Here is a 14,978-nt window from a genome sequence, read left to right as displayed (position 1 = left end):
GGCTGCGCCGGGAATACGGGGCGCTCGTTCCGTATGAGCGTCCGGAACACTTCCACGGCCCGTATCCGTGGATCGGAGTTACAGCGAGTCGTCCTTGAGGCCGTTGGTGAACGGGACCCAGGCCTGGGCGGTGAGCGTCACGACGGGGCCGTCGGTGTTCTTGCTGTCGCGGACGGGGATGATGCCGGGGAAGTCGTCGCAGACCTCGACGCAAGCGCCGCCCTGCTGGCCGTCGCTGTACGAGGACTTGCGCCAGCGGGCGGTGCTCAGGTCCCGGGTGACTCGCATGGCTCGCACTTCTCCAACATTGTCTCGATCAGCGCTGCGGACTCCCGTGGTGAGAGGGCGCAGGCTTTCTTCAGATCGTACTCTCGCACGTGCCGCGTGACGGCTTCCCGGTCGTCGATGACTTCCCCGTAGTACCCGGCGCCTTCCTGGTACATGGTGGTCGAGTTGTCCGGGAGGGTCAGCAGGATGAGGGTGCCGCTCATCAAGGCGCACGCATCCGCCTCGAACGGGCTTACCTGGATGGTCGAGTGGCGTGTGGTGACCAGTGGCAGCAGCGCCGCGAGTTGCCCGCGCATTACCGCTGGACTGCCTACGACCTGTCGTAGCGCCGCTTCGCCGAGGATCCACCAGAAGTCCGGTGGGCAGTCCCGTCGCAGGATCTCCTGGCGGCCCAGGCGGTCCGCCACGAGGCCGTCGATCTCCCTTGGGCTCATCCCCGCTTCCCCCGCGGTGAACAGCGCGCGCATGTACGCCTCTGTCTGAAGCAGGCCAGGGACGAGGCTCGCACCGAATTCCTGAATCCGCGCCGCCCGAGCCTCCAGCTCCAGGCAGTGATCGAACCGCCTCGGCGTGTGCTCCCGCTTCACCGCCCCCCACAACCCCTGGAACAACGCTCCCGTCCCGAAGGCCACGTCCAGCTTCTCCGAGATCGGCGGCAGTGGAAGCCGTTCCCCCGTCTCCACGCCGTGCAGGTGCGTCTTGCTGTAGTTGACGATGTCCGACAGCCGCTCCAACGACAGTTCGGCGAGCTGGCGTTGGCGGCGCAGCTCGACGCCGTACAGGTCGCGGGCGGAGCGGGCGGGTTCGAGGTCCCGGGCGGGCTGGGTCATGGTGGTGGGTGCTCCCTTGCCGTGTGCCGTGCCGACGGACCGTTCCGTGTCCCTGAAGGGAACGGGACATCTGCCAACGGTAGTCGCGGTAGGTGACAGTGTGGATGCGAATGGTGAGAACGTGCAGGTGGCGGCCGTTCCGCAACCCGGTTCGGAACGCCGTCACCCTGGTGGACCGCCGACGTCCACCGTGACGCTGGGGGCGTGAACAGTGAGAAGCAGTGGGAAGCGCCCCGCCCGGGCCGCCCCGAACTGGAGGCGACCCGGCTTCCGATCGGCCGGCTCGCCCACGACGTACGGCGGGAGAAGCGCGGGATCGTCATGGACCACCAGGACGGGGCCGTGTGGCTGCGTCCCGAGGGCGGCGGCACCGAATGGACGGCACGGCCCCGTGACGTGCGCCCGCTGAACGTCCGGGAGCAGGCGGAGGCCCTGATGTGGGCGCGGGTGGCGAGCGCGAACGCCCGTAGCAGAGGGGAGGTTCTCTGACGCTTTACGTCCTCGTGGGCGGCCCGGTACGGGCGGACGCAGGCATGGCGACGACAGGCAGGAGACGGACGGTCATGGACAAGGTGGGAGACGCCGAACGGGCGTGTGAGGACCTGCGTGACGCGCTCAGGGCGGCGGGGGTGACCTTGCCGTCTCTCGGGCTCGACGCCGTCTCGTGCGCGGGGTCCGCTCCGCTCGCGTTGGTCGACCTGGGGCGCTGCAACGTGGCCACGGCCCGTGCGCTCGCCCGAGCACTCCGGCCCGATCAGAGGGCGTCGCTTACGACCGCATCATCTTCTGCGCTGAGGGGATTGGTCGGAAAAGCGTGAACACTTGGGAGCGTTTTGTCATGGAGGCGCTCACGTGAGCGGGTGGAGGACAGTTGGGAGCCAAGTGTTCACGTTTTTGGGGGAGGGGGTTGTCTCGACGGTCGTGATGAAGGAGACCCGGACGGCCGTCGAGAACACCAACGCGGGGGCGTCGGTACCCGCCGCGACGCGAAGATCGGACGCCTCCGGGCTGTACTGCTGTTGGTCGGCGACGGCCCGCAGGGCTCACACCTCAACCCCGAAGCGCCCCGCGTGATCCAGCGGTGGAACGGGTACGCCTGGGAGCCGCACGGATACGCGGCGAATCTCGCTGAGGCTCGGCGCCTCCTGTACCCGAACGGCGACGAGCCGCCGACCGCTGCGGTGCCCCGGCCGCAGCCGCTCCAGGCCGGGCGGGGTCGGCACCGCAAGCCGGGCCGTCCGGGTCCGGGTGAAGGCGCCTGGTGAAGTCTGAGAAGGCCGCGGCTCCCCCGGACGGAGGGGAGCCGCGGCCCGATTGGTGGGGTTGGCGTTGAGTGACGGTGGGGTTGGTCAGTAGGACGAGCCGGACGCGCCCAGCGCGCCCGTCGGGTGCCAGACCGTCTTGGTCTCCAGGAACGCCGTCATGCGGTCGGTGCCCGGGGTCGCGGACCAGTCCGCGTTCGCGTTGTCCACAGGCTGTGGACGCAGGACGCGCTTGAGGTTGTCGGCCGCCGCGATCTCCAGCTCCTTGGCCAGGGTCTCGTCGGCACCCGCGAGGTCGATCGCGTTGACGTCCTGGTGGGAGGCCAGCGGGGTGGCGATCTCCGCCGTGCGGCCGGAGAGGATGTTGACCACGCCGCCGGGGAGGTCGGAGGTGGCCAGGACCTCGCCGAGGGAGAGGGCGGGCAGGGGGGACCGCTCCGATGCGATCACGACCGCCGTGTTGCCCGTCGCGATCACCGGGGCGATCACCGAGACCAGGCCCAGGAAGGACGACTCCTGCGGGGCGAGGACCGTGACGACGCCCGTCGGCTCCGGGGAGGAGAGGTTGAAGAACGGGCCCGCGACCGGGTTGCCGCCGCCGACCACCTGGGCGATCTTGTCGGTCCAGCCCGCGTACCAGACCCAGCGGTCGATCGCGGCGTCCACCTGCGCCGCCGCCTTCGACTTCGACAGGCCCTCCGCGTCGGCGACCTCCGCGACGTACTGGTCGCGGCGGCCCTCCAGCATCTCGGCGACGCGGTAGAGGATCTGGCCGCGGTTGTACGCCGTCGCGCCGGACCAGCCGCCGAACGCCTTGCGCGCGGCGACCACCGCGTCACGGGCGTCCTTGCGGGAGGAGAGGGGGGCGTTCGCCAGCCACTTGCCCTTTGCGTCGGTCACCTCGTACACCCGGCCGCTCTCGGAACGCGGGAACTTCCCGCCGACGTACAGCTTGTAGGTCTTCAGGACACTGAGTCGCTCAGACATCGAGGTACGCCTCCAGGCCGTGGCGGCCGCCCTCGCGGCCGAAGCCCGACTCCTTGTAGCCGCCGAACGGCGACGTCGGGTCGAACTTGTTGAACGTGTTGGACCAGATCACGCCCGCGCGGAGCTTGTTCGCGACCGCCAGGATGCGCGAGCCCTTCTCCGTCCAGATGCCCGCCGACAGGCCGTACGGAGTGTTGTTGGCCTTGGCGACCGCCTCGTCCGGCGTACGGAAGGTGAGGACGGACAGGACCGGGCCGAAGATCTCGTCGCGGGCGACCGTGTGCGCCTGGGTGACGTTCGTGAAGAGCGTCGGGGCGAACCAGTAGCCGGAGGAGGGGAGTTCGCAGGCCGGGGACCAGCGTTCGGCGCCCTCCGCCTCGCCCTGGTCGGCGAGGGCCGTGATGCGTGCCAGTTGCTCGGCGGAGTTGATCGCGCCGATGTCGGTGTTCTTGTCCATGGGGTCGCCCAGGCGCAGGGTGGACAGGCGGCGCTTGAGGGAGTCGAGCAGCTCGTCGTGGATCGACTCCTGGACCAGGAGGCGCGAGCCCGCGCAGCAGACCTGGCCCTGGTTGAAGAAGATGCCGCTGACGATGCCCTCTACGGCCTGGTCGATCGGGGCGTCGTCGAAGACGATGTTGGCCCCCTTGCCGCCCAGTTCGAGGGTCAGCTTCTTGCGGGTGCCCGCGACCGTGCGCGCGATCTGCTTGCCGACGGCCGTGGAGCCGGTGAAGGCGACCTTGTTCACGTCCGGGTGGGCGGTCAGCGCGGCGCCGGTGCGGCCGTCGCCGGTGATGATGTTGACGACGCCCTTGGGGAGCCCGGCCTGGCGGCAGATGTCCGCGAAGAACAGGGCGGAGAGAGGGGTCGTCTCGGCGGGCTTCAGGACCACCGTGTTGCCGGTGGCGAGGGCTGGGGCGATCTTCCACGCCAGCATCAGGAGGGGGAAGTTCCAGGGGATGACCTGGCCCGCTACGCCGAGGGGGCGCGGGTTCGCTCCGAAGCCGGCGTGGTCGAGCTTGTCGGCCCAGCCCGCGTAGTAGAAGAAGTGCGCGGCGACCAGGGGGAGGTCCGCGTCTCGGGTCTCCCTGATCGGCTTGCCGTTGTCGAGGGTTTCGAGGACGGCCAGCTCGCGGCTGCGTTCCTGGATGATGCGGGCGATGCGGAAGAGGTACTTCGCGCGCTCCGGGCCGGGGAGCGCCGACCACTTTTCGAACGCCTTGCGGGCGGCCTTCACCGCGCGGTCGACGTCCGCCTCACCGGCCTCGGCGACCTCGGAGAGGACCTCCTCGGTGGACGGGGAGACCGTCTTGAAGACCTTGCCGTCGGCCGCCTCGGTGAACTCGCCGTCGATGAACAGGCCGTAGGACGCGGCGATGTCGACGACGGCGCGGGACTCGGGCGCCGGGGCGTACTCGAACGCGGATGCGGATGGGGATGCGGGTGCGGATGCGGGTGCCATGGTGATCAGTCCACCGTCACGTAGTCGGGGCCGCTGTAACGGCCGGTGGCCAGCTTCTGGCGCTGCATCAGCAGATCGTTCAGCAGCGAGGAGGCGCCGAAGCGGAACCAGTGGTTGTCCAGCCAGTCCTCGCCCGCGGTCTCGTTGACCAGGACCAGGAACTTGATCGCGTCCTTGGCGGTGCGGATGCCGCCAGCGGGCTTCACGCCGACCTGGACGCCGGTCTGCGCGCGGAAGTCGCGGACCGCCTCCAGCATCAGGAGGGTGTTGGACGGGGTCGCGTTCACCGCGACCTTGCCGGTGGACGTCTTGATGAAGTCGGCGCCCGCCAGCATGCCGAGCCAGCTCGCGCGGCGGATGTTGTCGTACGTCGACAGCTCGCCCGTCTCGAAGATGACCTTCAGGCGGGCGGACGTGCCGCAGGCCTCTCGTACGGCGGTGATCTCGTCGTACACCTTCATATAGTGCCCCGCGAGGAACGCACCGCGGTCGATGACCATGTCGACCTCGTCCGCGCCCGCCGTCACGGCCTCGCGCACGTCGGCCAGCTTGACGGCAAGCGAGGCGCGGCCCGCCGGGAAGGCCGTGGCCACCGAGGCGACCTGCACGCCGGAGCCTGCCACCGCCTCCTTCGCGGTGGGCACCATGTCGGGGTAGACGCAGACGGCCGCCGCGGCAGGGGCCGTGCGGTCGGTCGGGTCGGGGCGGACCGCCTTCGCGCCGAGCGCCCGGACCTTGCCCGGGGTGTCCGCGCCTTCCAGCGTCGTCAGGTCGACCATCGAGATGGCGAGGTCGAGGGCGTACGCCTTCGCGGTGGTCTTGATGGAACGGGTGCCGAGCGAGGCGGCGCGCGCCTCCAGGCCGACCGTGTCGACGCCGGGCAGCCCGTGGAGGAAGCGGCGCAGCGTGCTGTCGGACGCGGTGACGTCCGTGAGCCCGTGGGCGGACGCGGCGGACGCAGTGGTCGCGGCGGCTGCGACGGTTTCAGCGGGTGCGGCGGATGCAGAGGTGGGCATGGTCACCAGGCGAGCATATCTACGCGCGTAGCGGCTGTACAGCCCCCGCGCTTGTTCCGCGGACCGGCACCGCCTGTGAGCATCCCCGGTGCGGTCGGGCACAATCGGCAGCATGACGACCCCGGAGCCCCAGTCACCATCGCCGCAGCCGTCGGCACCCGTGTCCAAGGACCGGGTCTACCGCTCGCCCGCGGGCATCGTCGGGGGCGCTCTGCTGCTTGCCCTCGGCCTCTGGCTCGGCATCGACGCCGTCGTCGCGGGCGAGGGGAGCACGCCCTGGAAGGCGCTCGCGGCGCTGGTGTTCCTCGTGCCGCTCGTCGCCGCCTACACCGTGCGGCCCGCCGTCTTCGCGGGGGACGACCGGCTGCGCGTGCGCAATCCCTTCCGCGTGATCGTGCTGCCCTGGGGGCAGGTCGACTCGTTCCGGTCCGCGTACTCCAACGAGGTCTTCGCCGAGTCCGGCGACAAGTACCAACTGTGGTCCATCCCCGTCTCGCTGCGCGGCCGCAAGAGGGCCGCGCGACGGGAGGACCGGCGGGCCGCAGGCGGTGGCCGCGGGCGCGGGGGCGTGCTCGGCGGCGCCGGGTCCGCCTCCGTCGAGGCGGACGGGCCCGTGCGGGCCGAGGGCGACAAGATCATGGACGAGTTGCGCGAGCTGCTGGAGACGCGGAAGGCCGCCGAGACCTCGCAGGGCGAGGTGACGGTGCGGTGGGCGTACGAGATCGTCGTGCCGACGGCGATCGGGGCGGTCGCGCTGGCGGTGCTGCTCGGGATCGGGTGAGCGTGGGCCGGAGGCGCGTGCCCGTTGGGCGTGCCCCCGGGGCTCATGATTGGACAGTGTGTCCCGGCGACACGCCGTCGAAGTGGCGCTTCTGCCGGGACAGACTGTCCAAACACGGCCGGTGTGGTCAGATGCCGGCTGCCGTCGAGAGGTCGCGCTTGAGGGCCGTCAGGAGGTCCGTCGCCGTCGCTCGGGCCGCCGGGAGGTCGGCGTGCGCCGCGACCGGGACGACCACCTCCAGGTAGCACTTCAGCTTGGGCTCCGTGCCGCTCGGGCGGACGACGACCCGGGCGCCGTCGAGCGTGTAGCGCAGGCCGTCCGTGGGCGGCAGCGTGTCCGTGCCCCGGGTGAGGTCCTCCGCGTTCGTGACGGGCAGACCCGCGAGGCGGGTGGGCGGCTGTTCGCGCAGGCGACGCATCGCGGCGGCGATGAGGGACAGGTCCTCGACGCGGACCGAGAGCTGGTCGGTGGCGTGCAGGCCGTGCTCCACGGCGATGTCGTCGAGGAGGTCGAGGAGGGTGCGGTCGTCTTCTTTGAGGGTGGACGCCAGTTCTGTGATCAGGAGGGCGGCGGTGATGCCGTCCTTGTCGCGGACGCCCTCCGGGTCGACGCAGTAGCCGAGCGCTTCCTCGTAGCCGTAGCGGATGTTCTCCACGCGGGCGATCCACTTGAACCCGGTGAGGGTTTCGACGTGGGGGAGGTTGGCCTTCGCCGCGATGCGGCCGAGGAGGGACGACGAGACGATCGACTCCGCGAACGTGCCGTCAGCTCCGCGGGTGACCAGGTGGGCGGCGAGGAGGGCGCCGACCTCGTCGCCGCGGAGCATGCGATAGGTGGTGCCTGTGGTGCCTGTGGTGCCGTCCCGTACGGCGACGGCGAGGCGGTCCGCGTCCGGGTCGTTGGCGATGATCAGGTCGGGGTTCGTCTCGCGGGCCTTCGCGAAGGCGAGGTCCATCGCGCCGGGCTCTTCCGGGTTGGGGAAGGCGACGGTGGGGAAGTCCGGGTCGGGGTCGGCCTGCTCGGTGACGAGGACGGGCTCGGGGAAACCGGCTCGGGCGAAGGCGGCGAGGAGGGTGTCCTTGCCGACGCCGTGCATCGCGGTGTAGACGGTGCGGGCGGTGCGGGGGGAGTTTTCGGCGAGGACCGCGTCCGTACGGGTGAGGTAGGCGTCGAGGACGGAGTCGTCCAGGGTCTGCGAGCCGGTCTCGGGGCGGGGGACGTCGTGCAGTGAGCGTACGGCGTCGATCTCCGCGGCGATCTCGGCGTCGGCGGGGGGCACGATCTGGGAGCCGTCCCCGAGGTACACCTTGTAGCCGTTGTCGCGGGGCGGGTTGTGGCTGGCGGTGACCTCCACGCCGGCGACCGCGCCGAGGTGCCGGATGGCGAAGGCGAGGACGGGGGTGGGGAGGGGGCGGGGGAGTACGGCCGCCCTGAGGCCGGCGCCCGTCATGACCGCGGCGGTGTCGCGGGCGAAGTCCTCGGACTTGTGGCGGGCGTCGTAGCCGATGACGACGAGGCCGGCCGTGTCGTCCCCGTGGGGCGTCCCCTGCTTCTTCAGGTACGCGGCGAGGCCGGCGGCGGCGCGGATGACGACTGCGCGGTTCATGCGCATCGGGCCGGCGCCGAGTTCACCGCGCAGGCCCGCGGTGCCGAACTGGAGGGTGCCGGAGAAGCGTGCGGTGAGCTCTGCGTGGTCCTCGGCGTCGATGAGGCGGGCGAGTTCCGTGCGGGTGTCCGCGTCGGGGTCCTCGGCCAGCCATGCCTTGGCTCGTGCGAGGAGGTCGTCTTGCACGTCGGTCAGCCTCTCATGTGCGGGTTGTGTGGGGTGCGGGTTGCCTGTGGCGCCTGTGGCGCCTGTGCGGGTGCCTCCGGCGGTGCACCAGGCCAGCGCCGGCCCGCGTCACCGGTCACCGCGCCCGCACCCCGCCGGGTGAGCCGGCGACGCCGGGCCAGTGGCCGTACGTCTGCCGTACGTCTGCCGTACGTCTGCCCGTACGTCGCTCTACAGCCGCCCCAGGACCTGCGTCAGCAGCGACCCCATGCGCGCGGCGGAGTCGCGGCCTGCCTGGAGGACCTCCTCGTGGTTGAGGGGCTCGCCCGTCATGCCCGCGGCGAGGTTGGTGACCAGGGAGATGCCCAGGACCTCCGCGCCGGCCTCGCGGGCGGCGATGGCCTCCAGGACCGTCGACATGCCCACCAGGTCGGCCCCGATGACGCGGGCCATGCGGATCTCGGCCGGGGTCTCGTAGTGCGGGCCGGGGAACTGGGCGTAGACGCCCTCCTCCAGCGTGGGGTCGACCTCCTTGCACAGGGCGCGCAGGCGCGGCGAGTACAGGTCGGTGAGGTCGACGAAATTGGCGCCGATGACGGGGGAGGTGGCGGTGAGGTTGATGTGGTCGCTGATCAGGACCGGCTGGCCGGGGCGCATGCCCTCGCGCAGGCCGCCGCAGCCGTTGGTGAGGATGATCGTCTTGGCGCCCGCGGCGACCGCGGTGCGGACACCGTGGGACACCGCGGCGACGCCGTGACCCTCGTAGTAGTGGGTGCGGCCCAGGAAGACCAGCGCGCGCTTGTCGCCGATGGAGTACGAGCGGATCCTGCCGCCGTGGCCCTCCACTGCGGGCTTGGGGAAGCCCGGCAGGTCGGTGACCTGGAGATCGGCCTCGGGGGCGCCCAGGGCGTCCACGGCCGGTGCCCAGCCGGAGCCCATCACGAGGGCGACGTCGTGGGTCTCGGCGCCCGTGAGTTCGCGCAGGCGGGCCGCGGCGGCGTCGGCGGCGGCCCCCGGGTCAACTGGGGTGGCGCCCTGGATGTCGTCCGGAAGAAGAGATGCGTTCACGCCGATGAGGGTATCCGGTTTACGCCTACGCGCGTAGATGACAGAGGTCACGGGATGGTGATTGTTGGTTTGGTGCTTCTGACGAGACCAACGAGAGCGCGGCTCAACATGGACGCTTGCGGAGTTCCATCACGTAGTCGTGGGGTGCGCCGGCCGACTCGGCGGCGTCCGCGACCTCGCCCAGGTAGCGGGCGGAGGGCAGGCCGCCCTCGTAGGCGTTCAGGACGTAGGTCCAGGCACCCTCCTCGCCCTCCAGGGTGTGGATCCGTACCCGCGTGCGGCGGTATATGTCCATGCCCACGCCCTCCCAGCGGTCGAGGGAGTCCTCGTCCATCGGGGCGACGTCGTACAGCGCCACGAAGACCTGGGAGATCGGGTCCTCCACCAGAGTGGCCAGTGCGCCCTCCCAGCCCATGTGCTCGCCCCCGAAGGTCAGCCGCCACCCGTTCAGCCAGCCGGTGGCGCGCAGCGGCGAGTGCGGGGCGCGACGGGTCATCAACCGCGCGTCGAGGTTGCCGGCATAAGCGGCGTAGAGCGACATGGGGGGAAGGGTACGGCAGGGGCCCCGGCGTCACTCCGGTAACAGACGTGCCCCCGGGCGGCTCCACGTCGGAGGGTGCGGGACAATGGAGTACGTGACTCGGATCGTGATCATTGGTGGCGGACCCGGCGGATACGAAGCGGCGCTGGTGGCCGCTCAACTCGGCGCGGAGGTGACCGTCGTCGACTGCGACGGTCTGGGCGGGGCGTCGGTGCTGACCGACTGCGTGCCGTCCAAGACTCTGATCGCGACGGCCGAGGTGATGACCACCTTCGATTCGTCCTACGAAGAGCTGGGGATCATCGTCGCCGACGACACCCCGCCCATGGAGCAGGCCGCCCGGGTGGTCGGCGTGGATTTGGGGAAGGTCAACCGCCGGGTCAAGCGGCTCGCGCTCGCGCAGTCGCACGACATCACAGCCTCCGTGACGCGCGCCGGTGCGCGGGTCATGCGCGGGCGCGGGCGGCTGGAGGGGATGCAGGGGCTCGACGGGTCCCGGAAGGTGGTCGTGCGCGCCGCCGACGGGAGCGAGGAGACGCTCACCGCGGACGCCGTGCTGATCGCCACCGGTGGGCATCCGCGGGAGCTGCCGGACGCCCGCCCCGACGGCGAGCGCATCCTGAACTGGACGCAGGTGTACGACCTCGACGAGTTGCCCGAGGAGCTCATCGTGGTGGGGTCGGGTGTCACCGGCGCCGAGTTCGCCGGCGCCTATCAGGCCCTGGGGTCGCGCGTGACGCTCGTGTCGTCGCGGGACCGGGTGCTGCCCGGCGAGGACCCCGACGCCGCCGCCGTGCTGGAGGACGTGTTCCGGCGGCGCGGTATGAACGTCATGTCGCGGTCCCGCGCCCAGTCCGCCAAACGGGTGGGCGACCGGGTCGAGGTGACGCTGTCGGACGGGCGGGTCATCACCGGGTCGCACTGCCTGGTGGCCGTCGGCGCCATTCCCAACACCGACGGGATGGGGCTCGAAGAGGCCGGGGTCAGGCTCAAGGACTCCGGGCACATCCGGACCGACCGGGTCTCCCGGACCTCGGCCCCCGGTGTGTACGCCGCCGGTGACGTCACGGGCGTGTTCGCCCTCGCCTCGGTGGCGGCCATGCAGGGGCGGATCGCCATGTACCACTTCCTGGGCGATGCCGTCACCCCGCTGAACCTGAAGACCGTCTCGTCCAACGTCTTCACCGACCCCGAGATCGCCACCGTCGGCTACTCGCAGGCCGACGTCGACGGCGGCAAGATCGACGCCCGCGTGGTGAAGCTGCCGCTGCTGCGCAACCCGCGCGCCAAGATGCAGGGCATCCGGGACGGCTTCGTCAAGATCCTCTGCCGGCCCGGCACCGAGATCGTCGTCGGCGGCGTCGTGGTGGCGCCGCGTGCCTCCGAGCTGATCCACCCCATCTCGATCGCCGTCGACAACAACCTGACGGTCGAGCAGATCGCCAACACCTTCACCGTGTATCCCTCCCTCTCCGGGTCGATCGCGGAGGTGGCACGGCAGTTGCACACCCGGAAGGCCGGCGGCGAGGGATAGCGCCCGCGGGCGGCTTGAATTGACTCCCCGCTGGTCACGGGGAGTTGCGGAGCTTGCGAGTGGCATAGGTGGCCGGACTGGGTGCGTATACCACTTCCGGTGCTGGCCTGCGAACAACTTCTGTTATTCGGCGCATACTGCTGAAAGCAGACGGTCGTTGGGGTTACTGTCAGTTTCGTGTTCGCTGCAGAACGTCGCCAATTGATCCTCGAAATGGTGCGAGCGAACGGGGCCGTGTCGCTCCGTGAGCTCGCCCGCGTCGTCCAGACCTCCGAAGTGACCGTACGGCGGGACGTGCGCGCACTGGAGGCAGAAGGACTCCTCGACCGCCGGCACGGCGGTGCGGTACTGCCGGGCGGGTTCACGCGAGAGTCCGGCTTTCCGCAGAAGTCCCATCTCGCGACCGCCGAGAAGACGGCCATCGCCGATCTCGCCGCGGGCTTCGTCGAAGAGGGCGAGGCCATCGTGGTGGGTGCCGGGACGACCACCCAGGAGCTGGCCCGCCGGCTCGCGCGGGTGCCCGGGCTGACCGTCGTCACCAACTCGCTGCTGGTGGCCCAGGCCCTCGCCCACGCCAACCGGGTCGAGGTCGTCATGACCGGTGGCACGCTCAGAGGGTCCAACTACGCCCTGGTCGGGTCGGGAGCCGAGCAGTCCCTGCAGGGGCTGCGGGTCTCCAAGGCCTTCCTGTCCGGGAGCGGGTTGACCGCCGAGCGAGGGCTGTCCACCTCCAACATGCTCTCGGCGTCCGTCGACCGGGCGCTGGTGCAGGCCGCCGCCGAGGTCGTCGTCCTCGCCGACCACTCCAAGCTGGGCACGGACACCATGTTCCAGACCGTGCCCACCGATGTCATCACCCGTCTGGTCACCGACGAGTCGCCGGGCCACGACGACCGCGCCGCCACCGAACTCCAGGCGCTGGCCGACCAGGGCGTGCAGATCTCCGTGGCCGGGGCGTCAGGGGGCGCGGGCAACGGCACCGGGGCCTCCGGGGTCTCCGGGACCTCCGGGGTCTCCGGGGCATCCCGGAGCTCAGGCACCTCGGGTGCCTCCGGTGCCTCGGGGGGTGATGCCGGACCGGCGCGTCAGCAGCGCCGGGACGTGCCGCTTCCGGGGCCGCGCCGTCAGGTTCCGGGCGCGGCGGCGGGGCTGCGGTCGGCCACCGCCCTCGGTGAGCAGAACGGCGGGGCGGAACGGGCGCGCGTCGCCGACATGCGTCGCCGCTAGCCGTCGTACGGTCCCGTCGCGCTCCCCCCGTACAACCGCGGGGGCGCCCGGCGGATCGGTCACTGCCGTCCGCCGGGCGCCCCTAAAAGTGTGTCCTCTAAAAGTGTGTCCTCACATGTCCGGACGTCTCCTGGCGTGTCCTGACGCGTGTCGGGCGGGTGCTCTCAGTCCTTGATCTCGCAGATCGCCGCGCCGGACGTGACGGACGCGCCGACCTCGGCTCCCAGGCCCTTGATGGTGCCGGACTTGTGGGCGTTGAGGGGCTGTTCCATCTTCATGGCCTCCAGGACGACGATCAGGTCGCCCTCCTGGACTTCCTGGCCCTCCTCGACAGCGATCTTGACGATCGTGCCCTGCATCGGGGACGCGAGGGTGTCGCCGGAGGCCGCGGAGCCGGACTTCTTCGCCGCCCGGCGCTTGGGGCGGGCGCCGGCCGCCAGCCCGGTGCGGGCCAGGGACATGCCGAGGGAGGAGGGGAGGGAGACCTCCAGGCGTTTGCCGCCGACCTCCACGACGACCGTCTCCCGGCCGCTCTCCTCGTCCGCCTCGGTGTCGGCGGGCGCGGTGAAGGGCTTGATCTCGTTGACGAACTCCGTCTCGATCCAGCGGGTGTGGACCGTGAACGGATCGGTGGAACCGGTCAGTTCCGGGGCGAAGGCGGGGTCGCGGACGACCGCGCGGTGGAAGGGGATGGCGGTCGCCATGCCCTCCACGGTGAACTCGTCCAGGGCGCGGGCGGCGCGCTGGAGGGCCTCGGCGCGGGTGCGGCCGGTGACGATCAGCTTGGCCAGCAGGGAGTCCCAGGCCGGGCCGATCACCGACCCGGACTCGACGCCGGCGTCCAGGCGCACACCGGGTCCGGCGGGCGCCTCGAAGAGGGTGACGGTGCCGGGGGCGGGCAGGAAGCCGCGTCCGGGGTCCTCGCCGTTGATGCGGAACTCGAAGGAGTGGCCGCGCAGGACGGGGTCGCCGTAGCCGAGTTCCTCGCCGTCGGCGATGCGGAACATCTCGCGGACCAGGTCGATGCCGGCGACTTCCTCGGTCACCGGGTGCTCGACCTGGAGGCGGGTGTTGACCTCCAGGAAGGAGATCGTGCCGTCCGTGCCGACGAGGAACTCCACGGTGCCGGCGCCGACGTAGCCGGCCTCCTTCAGGATGGCCTTGGAGGCCGCGTACAGCTCCTCCATCTGCGCGTCGGAGAGGAAGGGGGCCGGGGCCTCCTCGACCAGCTTCTGGTGGCGGCGCTGCAGCGAGCAGTCACGGGTGGAGACGACGACCACGTTGCCGTGCTGGTCGGCCAGGCACTGGGTCTCCACGTGCCGGGGCTTGTCGAGGTAGCGCTCCACGAAGCACTCCCCGCGGCCGAAGGCGGCCACCGCCTCGCGGACCGCGGAGTCGTACAGCTCCGGGACCTCCTCGAGGTTGCGGGCGACCTTGAGGCCGCGGCCGCCGCCGCCGAACGCCGCCTTGATCGCGATCGGCAGACCGTGCTCCTCGGCGAAGGCCACGACCTCGTCCGCGCCGGAGACCGGGTCGGGGGTGCCCGCGACCAGCGGAGCGCCGGCGCGCTGGGCGATGTGCCGGGCGGCGACCTTGTCGCCCAGGTCGCGGATGGCCTGCGGCGGCGGGCCGATCCAGATCAGGTCCGCGTCCAGGACCGCCTGGGCGAACTCCGCGTTCTCGGACAGGAATCCGTAGCCCGGATGGATGGCGTCCGCGCCCGACTCCCGCGCGGCCTTCAAGACCTTCTCGATGTCCAGATAGCTGGTGCCGGGGGTGTCACCACCCAGGGCGAACGCCTCATCAGCGGCGCGGACATGCAATGCGTCCCGGTCCGGGTCCGCGTAGACGGCCACGCTCGCGATCCCGGCGTCCCGGCAGGCCCGGGCCACGCGGACAGCGATTTCGCCACGATTGGCGATGAGCACCTTGCGCACGATTGAGGCTCCCTCCTTGAAACAAGCCGAGTTTAGGGACTGCCGACACGGCACTTCGACCCGTCCCCAATGGTGAGCTTGCCCACACGGAGCGTGATTCGAGGCTCGCTCGACCCCCGAAAGCCCTTGTAGTACCGCGGTACGCAGGACTCCTGGGGCAAACCCTAGCTCTCCTGTGTGGTCAAGGTCTCTGTAAGGGCGTGCTGCGGGCCACTCGGTTTCTTTGTCGAGTCCCTACTAATGGCCCAATGATTCTTTGCTCGTGCCGGAACCCTTG

14 protein-coding genes are annotated in these 14,978 nt (G+C 70.8%); 5 read left to right on the top strand and 9 right to left on the bottom strand.

The window, feature by feature from the left end:
• Positions 1–78: 78 nt before the first annotated feature.
• The gene (locus tag KUM40_RS00970; protein ID WP_217161757.1) at positions 79–288 is read right to left on the bottom strand and encodes a DUF397 domain-containing protein; all 210 of its coding nucleotides are present in this window, start codon (positions 286–288) and stop codon (positions 79–81) included.
• The gene (locus tag KUM40_RS00965) at positions 267–1,118 is read right to left on the bottom strand and encodes a helix-turn-helix transcriptional regulator (protein WP_217161755.1); all 852 of its coding nucleotides are present in this window, start codon (positions 1,116–1,118) and stop codon (positions 267–269) included. The genes KUM40_RS00970 and KUM40_RS00965 overlap by 22 nt, the downstream gene beginning before the upstream one ends.
• 204 nt (positions 1,119–1,322) lie before the next feature.
• Between KUM40_RS00965 and KUM40_RS00960 the strand changes: the two genes are divergently transcribed.
• Together KUM40_RS00960 and KUM40_RS40930 are read left to right on the top strand one after the other, a co-directional pair.
• A complete protein-coding gene (locus tag KUM40_RS00960) occupies positions 1,323–1,607 on the top strand; it encodes a hypothetical protein (RefSeq protein ID WP_217161859.1) in 285 nt (94 codons plus the stop codon).
• Between the two features lie 371 nt (positions 1,608–1,978).
• Entirely contained in the window at positions 1,979–2,383 is a 405-nt protein-coding gene (locus tag KUM40_RS40930) for a DUF6087 family protein (protein WP_308401025.1), read from the top strand.
• 84 nt (positions 2,384–2,467) lie between these two features.
• Here KUM40_RS40930 and KUM40_RS00955 read toward each other — a convergent pair whose 3' ends face one another.
• The 3 genes from KUM40_RS00955 to deoC are packed head-to-tail and all read right to left on the bottom strand — an operon-like array spanning position 2,468 to position 5,842.
• Positions 2,468–3,367, bottom strand: a complete 900-nt coding sequence (locus KUM40_RS00955; RefSeq protein ID WP_217161753.1) for an aldehyde dehydrogenase family protein — start codon at positions 3,365–3,367, stop codon at positions 2,468–2,470.
• Positions 3,360–4,826, bottom strand: a complete 1,467-nt coding sequence (locus tag KUM40_RS00950) for an aldehyde dehydrogenase family protein (protein WP_217161751.1) — start codon at positions 4,824–4,826, stop codon at positions 3,360–3,362. Before KUM40_RS00950 ends, KUM40_RS00955 begins: the two co-directional genes overlap by 8 nt.
• 5 nt (positions 4,827–4,831) lie before the next feature.
• Positions 4,832–5,842, bottom strand: coding sequence for a deoxyribose-phosphate aldolase (deoC, locus tag KUM40_RS00945; protein WP_217161853.1), 1,011 nt, complete (start codon positions 5,840–5,842; stop codon positions 4,832–4,834).
• Positions 5,843–5,954: 112 nt separating this feature from the next.
• Here deoC and KUM40_RS00940 point away from each other — a divergent pair, with 112 nt between their 5' ends.
• A complete protein-coding gene (locus KUM40_RS00940; protein ID WP_217161749.1) occupies positions 5,955–6,623 on the top strand; it encodes a PH domain-containing protein in 669 nt (222 codons plus the stop codon).
• A 127-nt stretch (positions 6,624–6,750) separates the two neighbouring features.
• Here KUM40_RS00940 and KUM40_RS00935 read toward each other — a convergent pair whose 3' ends face one another.
• The 3 genes from KUM40_RS00935 to KUM40_RS00925 form a co-directional block, all read right to left on the bottom strand.
• Positions 6,751–8,415, bottom strand: coding sequence for a phospho-sugar mutase (locus KUM40_RS00935; protein WP_217161748.1), 1,665 nt, complete (start codon positions 8,413–8,415; stop codon positions 6,751–6,753).
• Between the two features lie 210 nt (positions 8,416–8,625).
• Entirely contained in the window at positions 8,626–9,462 is an 837-nt protein-coding gene (locus KUM40_RS00930; RefSeq protein ID WP_217161746.1) for a purine-nucleoside phosphorylase, read from the bottom strand.
• Positions 9,463–9,565: 103 nt separating this feature from the next.
• Positions 9,566–10,003, bottom strand: coding sequence for a gamma-glutamylcyclotransferase (locus KUM40_RS00925; RefSeq protein WP_217161743.1), 438 nt, complete (start codon positions 10,001–10,003; stop codon positions 9,566–9,568).
• A gap of 85 nt (positions 10,004–10,088) precedes the next feature.
• Between KUM40_RS00925 and KUM40_RS00920 the strand changes: the two genes are divergently transcribed.
• Both KUM40_RS00920 and KUM40_RS00915 read left to right on the top strand, forming a co-directional pair.
• The gene (locus KUM40_RS00920) at positions 10,089–11,537 is read left to right on the top strand and encodes an NAD(P)H-quinone dehydrogenase (protein ID WP_217161741.1); all 1,449 of its coding nucleotides are present in this window, start codon (positions 10,089–10,091) and stop codon (positions 11,535–11,537) included.
• A gap of 177 nt (positions 11,538–11,714) precedes the next feature.
• Entirely contained in the window at positions 11,715–12,764 is a 1,050-nt protein-coding gene (locus KUM40_RS00915; protein WP_217161739.1) for a DeoR/GlpR family DNA-binding transcription regulator, read from the top strand.
• A gap of 164 nt (positions 12,765–12,928) precedes the next feature.
• On the opposite strand, the gene KUM40_RS00910 is transcribed toward KUM40_RS00915, so the two are convergent.
• Positions 12,929–14,701, bottom strand: a complete 1,773-nt coding sequence (locus KUM40_RS00910) for a biotin carboxylase N-terminal domain-containing protein (protein WP_217161737.1) — start codon at positions 14,699–14,701, stop codon at positions 12,929–12,931.
• Positions 14,702–14,978: the final 277 nt, after the last annotated feature.

The organism is Streptomyces sp. AC512_CC834 (assembly GCF_019049325.1).
In the GTDB taxonomy this organism is placed as follows: domain Bacteria; phylum Actinomycetota; class Actinomycetes; order Streptomycetales; family Streptomycetaceae; genus Streptomyces.
Note: the sequence above shows the minus strand (reverse complement) of the source record. Positions and strands in the feature narration are given on the sequence as shown.